Origin of the sequence: Clostridium felsineum DSM 794 (assembly GCF_002006355.2) — a bacterium.
Taxonomy (GTDB): Bacteria; Bacillota; Clostridia; order Clostridiales; family Clostridiaceae; genus Clostridium_S; species Clostridium_S felsineum.
In genome coordinates, this window is record NZ_CP096981.1 from 246,887 (window position 1) to 259,505 (window position 12,619).

Annotated in this window: 15 protein-coding genes; 5 read left to right on the plus strand and 10 right to left on the minus strand. The window is 30.5% G+C overall.

All coding sequences use genetic code 11. The features are described from left to right. The first annotated feature begins 29 nt into the window (after positions 1-29). On the plus strand, positions 30-1,328 hold the full coding sequence (locus CLFE_RS23720) for a ferredoxin reductase family protein (RefSeq protein WP_077893020.1): 1,299 nt from the start codon (positions 30-32) through the stop codon (positions 1,326-1,328). Positions 1,329-1,363: 35 nt separating this feature from the next. Here the strand turns inward: CLFE_RS23720 and CLFE_RS23725 are convergent, their stop codons facing one another. Beyond that, the gene (locus CLFE_RS23725; RefSeq protein WP_077852541.1) at positions 1,364-2,326 is read right to left on the minus strand and encodes a flavodoxin family protein; all 963 of its coding nucleotides are present in this window, start codon (positions 2,324-2,326) and stop codon (positions 1,364-1,366) included. A 609-nt stretch (positions 2,327-2,935) separates the two neighbouring features. Here CLFE_RS23725 and CLFE_RS23730 point away from each other — a divergent pair. The 3 genes from CLFE_RS23730 to CLFE_RS23740 all read left to right on the plus strand — a co-directional run bounded on the left by CLFE_RS23730 (position 2,936) and on the right by CLFE_RS23740 (position 5,794). Then, positions 2,936-4,291 (plus strand): helix-turn-helix domain-containing protein, encoded by a 1,356-nt coding sequence (locus CLFE_RS23730; protein ID WP_077893019.1) that lies wholly within the window; start codon positions 2,936-2,938, stop codon positions 4,289-4,291. 133 nt (positions 4,292-4,424) lie between these two features. Beyond that, complete coding sequence (gene cap37, locus CLFE_RS23735) at positions 4,425-5,054, plus strand: transcriptional regulator Cap37 (protein WP_077893018.1); 630 nt, start codon at positions 4,425-4,427, stop codon at positions 5,052-5,054. A 17-nt stretch (positions 5,055-5,071) separates the two neighbouring features. Further along, a complete protein-coding gene (locus CLFE_RS23740; protein ID WP_077893017.1) occupies positions 5,072-5,794 on the plus strand; it encodes a polymer-forming cytoskeletal protein in 723 nt (240 codons plus the stop codon). A gap of 57 nt (positions 5,795-5,851) precedes the next feature. Here CLFE_RS23740 and CLFE_RS23745 read toward each other — a convergent pair whose 3' ends face one another. The 8 genes from CLFE_RS23745 to CLFE_RS23780 all read right to left on the minus strand — a co-directional run bounded on the left by CLFE_RS23745 (position 5,852) and on the right by CLFE_RS23780 (position 10,013). Beyond that, positions 5,852-6,172, minus strand: a complete 321-nt coding sequence (locus CLFE_RS23745; protein WP_077834762.1) for a rhodanese-like domain-containing protein — start codon at positions 6,170-6,172, stop codon at positions 5,852-5,854. Positions 6,173-6,192: 20 nt separating this feature from the next. Continuing rightward, positions 6,193-6,549, minus strand: coding sequence for a C-GCAxxG-C-C family (seleno)protein (locus CLFE_RS23750; protein WP_077834761.1), 357 nt, complete (start codon positions 6,547-6,549; stop codon positions 6,193-6,195). Between the two features lie 11 nt (positions 6,550-6,560). Next, on the minus strand, positions 6,561-6,881 hold the full coding sequence (locus tag CLFE_RS23755) for a rhodanese-like domain-containing protein (protein WP_077834760.1): 321 nt from the start codon (positions 6,879-6,881) through the stop codon (positions 6,561-6,563). Between the two features lie 148 nt (positions 6,882-7,029). Next, complete coding sequence (locus CLFE_RS23760) at positions 7,030-7,314, minus strand: ArsR/SmtB family transcription factor (RefSeq protein ID WP_077834759.1); 285 nt, start codon at positions 7,312-7,314, stop codon at positions 7,030-7,032. Between the two features lie 48 nt (positions 7,315-7,362). Continuing rightward, positions 7,363-7,695: a bacteriocin immunity protein gene (locus CLFE_RS23765; protein WP_077893016.1), complete on the minus strand. Its 333-nt coding sequence runs from the start codon at positions 7,693-7,695 to the stop codon at positions 7,363-7,365. A gap of 186 nt (positions 7,696-7,881) precedes the next feature. Continuing rightward, positions 7,882-8,220 (minus strand): NifB/NifX family molybdenum-iron cluster-binding protein, encoded by a 339-nt coding sequence (locus CLFE_RS23770; protein WP_077893015.1) that lies wholly within the window; start codon positions 8,218-8,220, stop codon positions 7,882-7,884. 17 nt (positions 8,221-8,237) lie between these two features. Next, complete coding sequence (locus CLFE_RS23775; RefSeq protein ID WP_077893014.1) at positions 8,238-8,804, minus strand: hydrolase; 567 nt, start codon at positions 8,802-8,804, stop codon at positions 8,238-8,240. A 12-nt stretch (positions 8,805-8,816) separates the two neighbouring features. Continuing rightward, positions 8,817-10,013, minus strand: coding sequence for a multidrug efflux MFS transporter (locus tag CLFE_RS23780; protein ID WP_077834755.1), 1,197 nt, complete (start codon positions 10,011-10,013; stop codon positions 8,817-8,819). 134 nt (positions 10,014-10,147) lie between these two features. Between CLFE_RS23780 and CLFE_RS23785 the strand changes: the two genes are divergently transcribed. After that, positions 10,148-10,714, plus strand: a complete 567-nt coding sequence (locus CLFE_RS23785; RefSeq protein ID WP_077834754.1) for a TetR/AcrR family transcriptional regulator — start codon at positions 10,148-10,150, stop codon at positions 10,712-10,714. Positions 10,715-10,728: 14 nt separating this feature from the next. Here the strand turns inward: CLFE_RS23785 and CLFE_RS23790 are convergent, their stop codons facing one another. Next, positions 10,729-12,579: an APC family permease gene (locus CLFE_RS23790; protein WP_077893013.1), complete on the minus strand. Its 1,851-nt coding sequence runs from the start codon at positions 12,577-12,579 to the stop codon at positions 10,729-10,731. Between the last annotated feature and the right edge of the window lie 40 nt (positions 12,580-12,619).

The following is a 12,619-nucleotide window of genomic DNA, read 5'->3' on the forward strand; positions in this document are numbered from 1 at the left end:
AGACTTATACGCAGAAAGGAAAAATAGGTATGAAAAAATATAGCGGATTGATTTTCGTTTTAATAAGTTTTCTTTTAACCTGTATGTGGTGGTTTTTTCAAAAGCCAACTGGAACTACTCTTTCTTTAAGGCAATACTCTGAACTTATAAGTTCTTTAGCTTTAATAGCTTTTGCCATAATAAACTTCATTAGTACAAGAAATCGCTGTGTAGATTTTATTTTTGCCGGACTGGATACTGCCTACATATATCACAAATATCTTAGTATCTTAGGCATAGTTCTTATTTGGTTACACAATTTCACCTTAAAAGGAGGCTATGGCAGACCAGAAGCCTTTGTCTTTATGGCTTTTGAACCTAAAGGAAGACCCTCTGGTGGTATGTTTTTTTCTGCAAAACAGCTGGGAACCCTAAGCTTGTATCTTTTTACGGCCTTAGTAATACTTTTTCTCATTCTTTATAAAATGGAATACGAGAAATGGAAGCTCTTTCATACAATAATAATAATTCCTTATGCTCTTGGTGTAGTTCATTACTACTTGTCCTCTAGCTATTCTGTTTTTGCTTTAACCACCTTTAGCTTATGGATGAATTTATTTAACTTAATAGGAGTGCTTTCTGGTATATACAGTATCTTCTTATATGAATTTATTGCTTTTAGACATAAGTATAAAATCACAAACCTTAGAGAGGTTGCTATAGATACTTTAGAGATTACTGCTGCTGCAATTCACAATAAATTGAATTATAAGCCAGGACAATTTGCTTTTCTTAAAGTACTTAATAAAAGTGGGCTTTTTCCGTCCCACCCTTTTACTATAAGTAATTACAGTTCTAATGAAATTCAATTTTCTATAAAAGTTTTAGGTGATCATACAAAGATCTTAAAGGATAATAATTTAAAGACAGGTGATATTTTATCTTTGGCTGGCCCTAACGGAAGGTTCGACTATAAATCCGGCAAGAAACATCAAATATGGATTGCTGGTGGTATAGGAATAACTCCTTTTAGAAGCTTTATTCAGTCACAAATTCCTTCTGATTACACCGTTGACTTATTTTATGCTTACAATAATAAAAGTGAAGGTGCCTACACTGATGAATTTGAAGCTATAAATCAATCTAATTTAAAAGTTCATTTGTTTAATAGCTCTAAAACTGGTTTTTTAGGTATTCAAGACTTTGATAAATATATTACAAATAAAAATGAGGAGTACACCATATATTTTTGTGGACCTAAACCAATGAGAAAAAAACTAAAGAAGGAATTTAAAAAGAGCAATTTTAAAATCAAAGGCTTTAATTATGAACATTTTCAATTTAAATAAAAAGTGAGGAATTATCCCCACTTTTTACCATAACCTTATCTTTCTGGCTTTGAATATGTTAAGTATTCTCTATACTTCTTTAACATCCCTGGAAGCTCCTGTGCTTTTGGATTAGGTTTTAAAGATACGTTCTTTAATTCATCTACGTGCTCAAATTTTCCTGACATAAGCACATGTGAATGAGCTTTATCCTTCTCTGCTATTTCAAATTTTACCCTTCCATTTACTACATTTAATGTTCCTCTTACTCCACAAATACCACAAACTGCTGGATAGTTTTTATCTTTATCTCTTATTTCAATTAATTTAGAATGACACATTGGGCAAACACCCTCATCGCCTACATATGTCTCTTCATCAACTGGTCTATTAAGATTTTCTACAACATTACGTCCAGCTTCTCTTGCTTTTTTAAGCTCATCTTCCTTAAATGCTACAGAACCTGGAAGTCCAGTCCAATTAACTAACATTTTGTTTACAACACTAATTTGCATAGAAAGCGTAAAAAGATGCATCATTGGAAGAGCTAACGTATCCCATTCACTGCCTCCAACAGCTATTAAAGCCGCAGTTCTTCTCTTAAAGGATCTTTCATCTGGTCCCTTTCCTGTGGTTATATTTTTTTCTTCTCTGATTTTTTTCGCTATAGTTCTAAATGCAGTATCATGAGAAGGCCCCATTCTATCATTAAGTATTTTTAATTGACCGCTTGGACTCTTTTCATATATTGGTGAAGAAACGATTAATCCATCACATTCCATTATCTTTTCATCAATAAATGAAAAATCATCATTTTTCATTACACATTCTCCTGCGCCACCTTTTTCAAACATACTTACAACACAGGCATTACATCCAGTACAAGGCTTTAAATTTAAATCTCCAAGTCTTACTAATTCTACCTCAGCACCTAACTCTTCAGCTCCCATAAGTGCCTCTTTTAAAAGCACCTCACTGTTACCCATTTTTCTACCACAGCTTATACCTAAAACTTTCATGATTTTTTCTCCCTTCAGCGTATAAAATTTTTTAATACTTTATGTTCGGCTAATGCAGTACAAAATTTTTAAATCGCACTTTATTTAGACCAGTCTATATATTTTTCCGTAACCATAGCCTATTAAAAAAATCAAAAAGCTATTAATTTTCACATTTTATATATACAATGCTAGGATTCTATAGCACTATATACCTACCAAAGCATCGGTAGCTTATGTACCAGAAACTATTTTTACATACTTTACTGGAAAACATTGGCCATCCATGTATCTAATATAGTATATAACTTTTTAATTTAAATAGTCAATTTAACAATTTGTAAACTTTTATTTTTTTATTAAAATTTCAACTCATTTTCTTTTCAATTTTAATGAATTATTTAGCAACCAATATAACTATAATATTGCCTAAATTATGCACAGGATTAAATGTGACATTATATGACTATAAACTCTTTAACACCTTTATCCTATCAGACGATTTATGTATATTTACAAGATTTTTTATATAAAAAAGTTGTACTCTTTTATAACTGCAATAGTAGTACTTTAGCGGTTTTAGTGCTATAATCAATGTAATAAATTTTTTTTACACTAAGGAGATTTTTTATGGTAAGTTACAAAATAATGTCAGTAGCTAATAAACTGAAAAATATAAGAGACAAATATGGATTAAGTCAGGAAGACTTAGCTGGAAATGAAATAACCAGAAATTTAATAAGTCAAATAGAACATAATAAAGCAAATTTAACCAGAAGTTCAGCTGAAATAATGCTTAAAAATCTAATGAAAATTTGTAACAAAAAGAAAATTAAGGTTGATGAAAATATAGATTATTTATTAGAGGATGAAAGTTCCCAAGCAAAAAAGATTCTTAATAAATACATAAGTGATTTAAAAGATTTAAGCGTTTATAAGGATCCTACCTTTATAAATAAGTTAAAGGAAATAGAAGCTTTTCTAGTTACTTGGGATTTTAAAGAAAAAAAAATTTCTATCTTCGAACTTGCTGGTGACTATTTTTCTGGAATAAATGACTTTTATAACGCTTCACTCTATTATGAGAAGGCGAAGGCTTTAATTGATGTGAATATATACACTGACAACTTTATTCACATACTAAGAAAATTATCCATGACCTACTATTATATGAGAAAATACCAAGACGATATAGATTGTTGTGAATTTGCATTAAAGCAATTTAAAGATATGGATGATGATTACAAATGTATTTTTCTTTTTAACAGTTCTTTATGTTATGGCCAATTGGAGAAATATGACGTAGCCCTTAATAGACTCAATAAAGTAGAAGGCATAATAAAAAATATAGATCAGAATAAGTACTATGAGGTTCTTATTCAAAAAGCTATTTGTTATCAATGGATGAAGGAATATCAAAAAAGTTTGGATGTATATAATAAGCTTCTTACCCTAATAGACAAAACAGATTATGAAAAATATTTATTTATATTAGTTAATTCTGCCGATATTTACGTGGAAAATTTAGACTTTGAGACAGTAAAAATAATTTTAAATACTATATTTGAAAATATAAATAATTTAAGTGAAAATTCTACTTTGCTGCCCTCCACATATCTTGAAATAAGCAAAGTTTTAAAAAAGTTAGGATATACAAAGGATGCAGAAGTATATGGCCTAAAATCTCTAAATATAGCTAAACGTAATACCTCTTATTATCTTGTAAATGATATTTATGAAGAATTATTAGACATTTATACTATGTTAAAAGCGCCTAATAAAGTCGAAACTATAAAAAAAGAATTTTTTATAACTACCACTAAAGATAATAATTTGAACTCTAAACTCATGTTTAAACTATTAGACTTTTACTTTGATATTAAGGATTTAAAATCACTTAAAGAAATATACGATTTTAGTAAAGATTTCATACAAACAAGGACTAGTGTTACTAGTAAATATTTTTGGAGAAACTTTGCCAAATAGTTTGTTCCTATAATTTATAAAAAATACTCTTTGAATTATATATAGAGTTTAAGGAGTATTTTTTTGCCCTCTTGCAAACGTAACAATGTTATGTTATACTTTATACATAAACGTACAACTGGAGGAAATTTTTATGGAGGAAACTAACTTAATTTCTAAAAAGGAACTTCTTGAAATAACCGGTATATCTTATGGTCAACTTTACAGGTGGAAAAGAAAAAAACTTATACCAGAACAATGGTTTATAAAAAAATCTAGTTTTACTGGTCAAGAAACCTTTTTTCCTAAAGAAGAAATCTTGTCTCGAATAGAGAAAATTAAAACCTTTAAGGATGATATATCCTTAGATGAGCTTGCAAATATATTTTCACCTAATCTTTCGAATATTTCTTTGGAAAAAAAAGATGTACTGCAACAAAACATTGTTTCACAAAGTATCTTGAATTTATATAATAATATTTACCCTAAAATAGAAAAGTTCTCTTTTAATGAATTACTTTTTATGACTATAGTAGATAAGTTCTTAATTTCAGGGTTAATAAGCCTTGAGGAAGGCTCTCTCATATTAAATACTTTAGAAGAAAACTATAAAAATTTTGATGGTAGATACTGCGATGTTGTATTAATAAGAAAACTTGGAGTTGCAATGTGTTTTTTAATGCTAATACCAAACGAACTTTACATTGAATCAAAAGCTTCACTAGTATTAAAGGTTAATGCAGGTGAATGCACAGAAGATTTAAAATCAAAATTATCATTATAATAAAGGAGATTTTTAAAATGGAACAAAATTTATCTGATGCAAAAATATCCGGAAGTGGAACAATTGGTGGAGGAAAATACGATAATGTAAAAATTAGCGGTTCTGCTAAAATAGATGGGAATATAGAATGTAACTCCTATAGATGTTCTGGTTCTTCTACTGCTAACGGAAATATCAATACAAAAGAATTTAAAATTAGCGGCTCAACTAAAGTTTATGGAGATATCGCTACTGAAGATTTCATTATAAGTGGCTCTTCTCATGTACTTGGAAACCTTTCTGCTAAGAGAACTAATATTAGCGGTTCAACTCATATAGATGGAAGTGTTAACACCGATAGTATTGAAATATCAGGTTCAAGTTCTATAGATCAGGACTGTGAAGCAGAACACTTTCACGCACGAGGAAGCTTTAAAATAGGAGGTCTTTTGAATGCTGGTGATGTAGATATAGAAATGTATGGGAGATGTAGTGCAAAGGATATAGGCGGAGAAAATATAAAAGTAAAATTAGGTAGTGGACATTTTATACACGAATTAATGAATCTCTTTTTCTCTCAATCAAAGTTAATGGTTAGCATAATAGAAGGTGATAATATTTATCTTGAGCATACATCTGCAAAAATAGTTAGAGGTAATAATATCACCATAGGACCTGATTGCGATATCGAAACTATAGAATATAGAAATGAACTTAATGGTGGAAATAATTGTAAAGCCACTTTAAAGAAGATAGATTAGCCTATATAATTAAAAGGTAAGCTACCATTTTTAGCCTAGTAGCTTACCTTAATATTTCTATCTTTGAACCGGATCTTCATAATTATCAAAGCCATCATAAATATTCACTACATTATACCCTTCACTACTTAGCTTTTCACAGGTCTCTTTACTTTTTACTCCAAGCTCACAAACTATATAATATTTATCATCTTTACTGATATATTTTTTTGGAGCTGCTAAAAGAGAATCCATGGGTATATTTTTTGCTGTTGGTATATGCCCTTCTTCAAATTCTTCATTTTCTCTTACATCTATTATATGAATATTACCCAATTTATCCTGAAGATCATGGGCACTTATAGCTTCAAAATTTTTTTTGTTCAAAATTGAACTCATAAAAACTACCCCCAATTACATTATATATTCTTATCTAAAATATCGTAACTAAATTCTATTATTTCGTCGCAGGTTACACCCTTCTTTTTTAATTCTATACACTGGGTGGTTCCATACTTTTCTTTAATCTGATTTATTATTTCTCTGCTTAATTTTCTCGTTCTAATTTCTTCCTCACCTGACTTTCTACCCTTAGCAGCACCTATTACCATCAGCGCTCCTGTAATAGCTCCACAGGTTCCTCCTACTGACATACCACTTCCAAAGGGTGTTGCCATACACACTGGAATATTCATTCCTTTTTCTTCATCTATAGTCTTTATAATAGATTCTGCACAATTATAACCTTGCCTTTTAAATTGAACAACCTTTTTCATCTTGCTGCCTCCTATCTTGATAATGGTTTTATGTAGCTTCCTGTTCCCCCAGAAATATTAACCACCTTATATCCTTTATTACTTAATTCTCTACATGCTCTTGAGCTTCTTCCACCTGACTGACAAACTACATAATATTCCTTATCTTTATTCATATATTTCTCTGGATGAATTAAAATAGTCTCCATTGGCACATTTTTAGCTGTTGGTATATGTCCAGACTTATACTCATATGGTTCTCTTATATCTATTAAATTTACTTTTCCAAGCTTATCATCTAAATCATGGACACTTACAGAGGTAAAATTATTTTTTTTAAAAATAGAAAACATAAAATCGCTCCCTTTTCATTAGTATATTAGAATTTTCTTATATACTAATATACTATCACTTCTTCCCCATGTCAATATTTTTTTCATTTAGATAATATATATAAAAAAGCACACTCACAGTTTGCCCTGTTTGTGTACTTTAAATTCATTATAAATCACAATAATTTTCTTTTAAAACCTTAATGACTTTTGTTATTCTAGCATCTTTTATTGAATAAGTTATTGAAAGCCCTTTCTTATCTGATTTTAGTATTCCATGGGCTTTTAACAATGCTAAATGCTGTGATAAAGCTGATTGGGTTAATGTATTTACTTTTTCATGAAGCTCAGACACCGTCATTGATGTATCAATAAGATGACAAACTATCATCAATCTATTTTCGTTAGACAAAACCTTTAATAATTCTGCTATTTCCCTAGCATTATCTATCATGAAACTCCTCCTAAAATGCCATAATATTTCTCTAGTATATACTTAAGATTAGTTACTAGTCCACATATTTGAAATATTTAAAGTATTCATTTCTCCCCAAATTCCTTTTGAGTGTGAAAACTTATCTATTTTCTTAAAGTCCTCAGCTTCTTCTAACGTTAATTTTATTTTGTCTACAAAACATATTGTACTAATATTTTGAAATACTGATCGTGCCTCTAAGTGTGGCGTTTGACTCCCTTTTGCAACACGTTCAATTGCACGATTTAAAATTTCTAGGATTCTTAAGTATCTATCGTCTTGTAAACTCTTTTCTGAAATCAAATTTTTAAAAGTATCAAATAAGTTAATTGCTACCTGTTCATCTTTTTTATTTTTCATTATACCCAGTCCCCTTATAAATTAATAAAGGATAGAAGCTAATCCTCTAATCCATTACTAATACAAAATATTAAAGTAACTTCTATAAACTTTTCCATTATTAACTTCTTATTTGACAAAAATTATAGCTCAATATTAATCAAAGGTCAACTCATAACTAAAACTTTTTTAGATAATTATCGGCTCCTAATTATATTTGCATTCTATATTTTTATCCTGAAGCTTTTCATCAATATATTCTTCAATGGCTTTTATATAATTTCCAGTAGCACCTCTTACTACCTTAAGCCCATTTTGCTTAAGTGACTCCAATGCTCCTAAGCCTATACCTCCTATTATAACCACATCTGTTTTATATTTAGTTAAAAGGCAAGTTAATCCCTCATGATTATGTACAAATTGCTCTGACGAGATCTGTTCAGTACTTACAATTTTATTATTTTCTATCGTTGCAATAATAAAGCTTTTGCTTTTTCCAAAATGCTGATTTACTAAATCTCCATTATTAGGTACTGCTATTTTCATTTTAACTACTCCAATCCTTAAATAATTTTGCCTAATACTTCTTCACAGCTTCTTATCTTTCCTATTCTAGGGAATATATGCTTACAAACATAATTATGTTCCTCTTTTGATCTTGCAGTCATTGCATCGTAAACAAAAATTTGATTATAGCCTAGCTGAAATGCCTCTCTTGCTGTAGTATCTACACCTATACCTGTAGAAATACCACAAAGCACAATGGTTTCTATATCTCGGCGCCTTAATTGCAAATCCAAATCAGTACCGAAAAATGCTCCCCACTGTCTTTTAGTAATTGTATGAACCTTTTTATTATTCATTATTTCCGGTACATAGCTATCCCAGCCTTCTACAAAATTAGTTTGTGTAGCTTTTATATCCGTCTTTGGTTTTAAAATATCATTACCATCTACAGAGGAAACCCTTACAAGCACTACAAAAGCTCCTTTGTCTATAAACGCATCTATTAGCTTACTTGCATTTTCAACTACTTTTTCACCTGTATAAGGTTCATGCTCTCCTGCCACAATTCCCTTCTGTAAATCTATAACTACAAGAGCTGTTTTCTCTATATTTAAATTTTTCACAATTATCTCTCCTTATATACTTTTTAAATTAAGCTTTTTATATACTTTAAAATATACCCACACTGCATTTACAATAAGTAATGCACTTGTAATAAAAAATACATACCTAATTCCTAAATGTGCTGACACTTGACCACCTAAAACTGAACCCCCAAATACACCAAGATACCCTGCTGACATACTAAAACCAAATATCCTTCCTGTTATAGCATTAGGTGTAATCTTTTTAACCAATATATTAACTGATGGTGTTAACCCTCCAGATGCTAATCCTAATAAAAATCTAAGAAACATCAATTGCCAAGGATTCTTAACAAAAGCTTGAGGTATAAATACTAAACCTGCAATAATTAGTGCCACTAATATAACCTTATGTGGACCAATTTTATCAGATATCTTCCCTAATTTAGGTGCGGCAATTATATTAGCTAAACCTGATGCAGAAAATACAATACCTGCCATTAATGCAACATGATTATTATTTGTTGATATTTTAGAAACATACTCTGTCATTATTGGTTCTATAGAATATAAGGCTAAGGTCAATATAAAAAACGTTACAAGTACAGTTATTGTTAAGCTCTTTTCTGGAACACTATTCCATACCTCCTTAGTTGTAGAAATTTTTTCATTTGAACGAACAAATTTTTCCTTTACAAATATCATAGTTGCAATAAATACAATTATAAGCAGCATCCCCGTTATGTAAAATACATTTTGTGTTCCAAAAACTTCCTCAATAAAGCCACCAATAGTTGGTCCAAGTAATGAGCCTGCAATACTTGCTGTTGAAAGTGTACCCAATGCAAACCCTGCGTGTTCTTTATCTGTTTGTGTGGCTATTAATGTAGTGCAGGCTGTACTGTAGCCTGTTATAACACCCTGTAAAAGCCTTAAGCCTATAAGTACATATACATTCGATGCGAAACCCATACTAAATATAACAATACCCATACCAAGGCTTGCCCTAAGCAGCATAGGTTTTCTACCAAATTTATCAGCAGCTTGTCCCCAAATTGGAGAAAAAATAGCCGATATTATAAAAGTAATGCCAAAAGCAATTCCTGAAAACTCTTCAACAAGAGCAGAATTATGAACTCCAAGATGCCTTATATAAAGTGGCAGTACTGGTGCAATTTGGCTCATCCCTATATTTGTTATAAACATTCCAAACCAGCATACTATTAAATTTCTTTTCCACATTTTCATATATTAATCCTTCTTTCTCAACATATCATAGTATAAACTACATTTTATAGTTTGTAAACTATAGACTATAGTTTGTAAAATTTCATTTATAATGTTAAGATATTTTTATTGAATTACAAGGAGTGAGGCTAAAAGTGAAAAAACGAAATTTAACCAAAGAAAAAATCATTCAAGTTACTTTTTCATTAGCTGATGAAATTGGCCTTAATAATGTTACCTTTCAAAAGCTGGCAGAAAAATTAGATATAAAATATCCTTCTTTATATAATCATTTCGCTAACGTTACTGAACTTAAATCTGAAATGACTATATCTCTTTTAAATTCGCTAAACCTTAAGCTTATGCAGTGCTTGGTTGGAAAAAGTGGTGAAACAGCAGTCAAAACCTTCGCCTATACTTATAGAAACTTCGCTATGGAAAATAAAACAGGCTATAGACTTTTCTTAAGTACTAAAAGTACAGAAAATGAGAAAGTTACTCATTTAGCTAAAGAAACTAATAATTTCATTCTTCAAATTTTATCCTTTTACATAAAAGACGAAGAAACCCTAATACATAAGAGCCGATTTTTAAGAAGTCTGCTGCATGGTTTTGTTTCCTTAAGTTCTCTTGGATACTTTCAAAACAAAGTAGATTTAGAAGATAGCTTTAATTTAATGATAAATGATTTTATTTTGTCACTTTCACAAAAAAATGAGTGAGAAATATTAAAATCTCACTCATCATCCTCTAAATGATATGGATAGGTTGATACAATTACGTTTTTATTTCCAAGCATACTCTCTCTTAAAAAAAATCCTGTATTATTGTGAAGTAACTTTCCCCACCATTTGTGCGTTATAAATTGAGGAAGTACTACTGTTATCTTTTCATCTGCCTTGGCCTTAGCAGAAATCTGATCTATATATTCTAATAATGGCGTTACCACATGCCTATACTGCGAATATTTACTTACCAAAACTATGTCTGTATCTAATTCTTGCCAAGCAATCTTTAATTTCTCCATTTGTTCTTTATTTATAGATATGTTTAATGCAATTACATCATCTGTTATTCCCTTTGCATATTGAAGTGCACCTAAGGATGCTTTATTTAAACTTGCTATAGGTACTACTGCGATATGTTTGAACTTTCCCTTTTTAAAGGTATCTTTATAATTCTCTAGTTGTACCCGCAGCTGCTCAGCTACAATATTGTAATGTCTTTTAATTGAAAGCATTATAAATACTAAAATAGGAATTAAAACTATTACTATCCAAGCTCCCTCTTTAAACTTTTCATATGCTATTATGGCTGTGGTTATAGTTGTAACAACTGCTCCTAAACCATTTATTAAGGCCCTTATCCTCCAGTTCTTTTCACTGCTGTTTCTTCTCCAACAAATTACCATGCCCGTTTGTGCCAAGGTAAATGACATAAAAACACCTACAGAATAAAGTGGCAAAAGATGATGTGTATTTGCATTAAATACTATAACCAAAAGTCCTGCAATTAGTGATAAAGAACCAATACCTATAGATAAACTAAGCCTTTTTCCTCTGTGGGTAAATTGTCTTGGTGCAAAACCATCATTTGCCACCACAAACATAAGCATAGGAAAACCAGTAAATGCAGTATTGCATGCCATTAAAAGTATTATAGCAGTTACAACTTGAATCAAGTAAAACATAAAGCTTTTTCCAAAAACCCCTTGAGCAATTTGTGCAAGTACCGTTACATTCTCCCCGGGTACTGCACGGTAAATATTAGCCAAAATTGTTGAGCCTCCAAATATAAAAAAGATTGTAACAGACAATAAAATCATAACAATCTTGGCATTTCTTTGACTTGGTTCTTTAAAATTTGGAACAGAGTTACTTACAGCCTCTATTCCAGTTAAGGCAGAACAGCCTTGTGAAAATGCCCTTAAAATAAGTAAAATTGTAATGTCTCCTGTTTGCTTTAAAACAGCTGCATTTACTGGAGGTGCTGCTTCCTTTAAAAATACGTATTTAAATATACCCAAAATAATCATAAAAATCATACTTATTATAAAAACGTATGTAGGCAAACTAAAAATCTTTGAGGATTCACTTATTCCTCTTAAATTTAAAATAGTTAACACTATAATAAATATTATAACTATTGGTACTTTATATCTTATGAACTCTGGAAAAGCAGACAAAATAGCTGCCCCACCTGCACTTGCACTAACTGCTACTGTTAAAATATAATCGATTAAAAGAGCTGCACCAGCTACAAGTCCTGCTGAGGTACCTATATTTTCTTTTGCAACTACATAAGCTCCTCCACCATGGGGATAAGCCTTTATTATCTGCAAATATGATATAGTTAAAATTGTAAGCAAACCAATTATCATTAATGCTGTTATACTAAGCCAAGTATATGCCTTAATACCAACTACCGCTATTAAAACTATTAAAATTTCTTCTGCTGCATAGGCTACTGATGAAATAGCATCACTTGCCATTATTGCTAGCCCGAAGGGAATATTAAACTTCTCATTAGAACTTTGCTCGTTTGCCAAAGGTTTCCCTAATAAAATGTCTAGGAATTCATCTATCATAACGCTTCCTCCAAAATTAAAGTATAAAAATATTATTTGT

Excerpts from the sequence above, each read along its gene's own strand:
- CLFE_RS23755 (WP_077834760.1), bottom strand. The coding sequence starts at position 6,881 with ATGTTTTCTATTTTTAAAAAAAATAATTTTACCTCTGTAAGTGTCCAT.
- CLFE_RS23730 (WP_077893019.1), top strand. The coding sequence starts at position 2,936 with ATGGTAAGTTACAAAATAATGTCAGTAGCTAATAAACTGAAAAATATA.
- CLFE_RS23745 (WP_077834762.1), bottom strand. The coding sequence starts at position 6,172 with ATGAGTTCAATTTTGAACAAAAAAAATTTTGAAGCTATAAGTGCCCAT.
- CLFE_RS23780 (WP_077834755.1), bottom strand. The coding sequence starts at position 10,013 with ATGAAAATGTGGAAAAGAAATTTAATAGTATGCTGGTTTGGAATGTTT.
- cap37 (WP_077893018.1), top strand. The coding sequence starts at position 4,425 with ATGGAGGAAACTAACTTAATTTCTAAAAAGGAACTTCTTGAAATAACC.
- CLFE_RS23770 (WP_077893015.1), bottom strand. The coding sequence starts at position 8,220 with ATGAAAATAGCAGTACCTAATAATGGAGATTTAGTAAATCAGCATTTT.
- CLFE_RS23750 (WP_077834761.1), bottom strand. The coding sequence starts at position 6,549 with ATGAAAAAGGTTGTTCAATTTAAAAGGCAAGGTTATAATTGTGCAGAA.
- CLFE_RS23790 (WP_077893013.1), bottom strand. The coding sequence starts at position 12,579 with ATGATAGATGAATTCCTAGACATTTTATTAGGGAAACCTTTGGCAAAC.
- CLFE_RS23765 (WP_077893016.1), bottom strand. The coding sequence starts at position 7,695 with ATGAAAAATAAAAAAGATGAACAGGTAGCAATTAACTTATTTGATACT.
- CLFE_RS23720 (WP_077893020.1), top strand. The coding sequence starts at position 30 with ATGAAAAAATATAGCGGATTGATTTTCGTTTTAATAAGTTTTCTTTTA.
- CLFE_RS23760 (WP_077834759.1), bottom strand. The coding sequence starts at position 7,314 with ATGATAGATAATGCTAGGGAAATAGCAGAATTATTAAAGGTTTTGTCT.
- CLFE_RS23725 (WP_077852541.1), bottom strand. The coding sequence starts at position 2,326 with ATGAAAGTTTTAGGTATAAGCTGTGGTAGAAAAATGGGTAACAGTGAG.
- CLFE_RS23740 (WP_077893017.1), top strand. The coding sequence starts at position 5,072 with ATGGAACAAAATTTATCTGATGCAAAAATATCCGGAAGTGGAACAATT.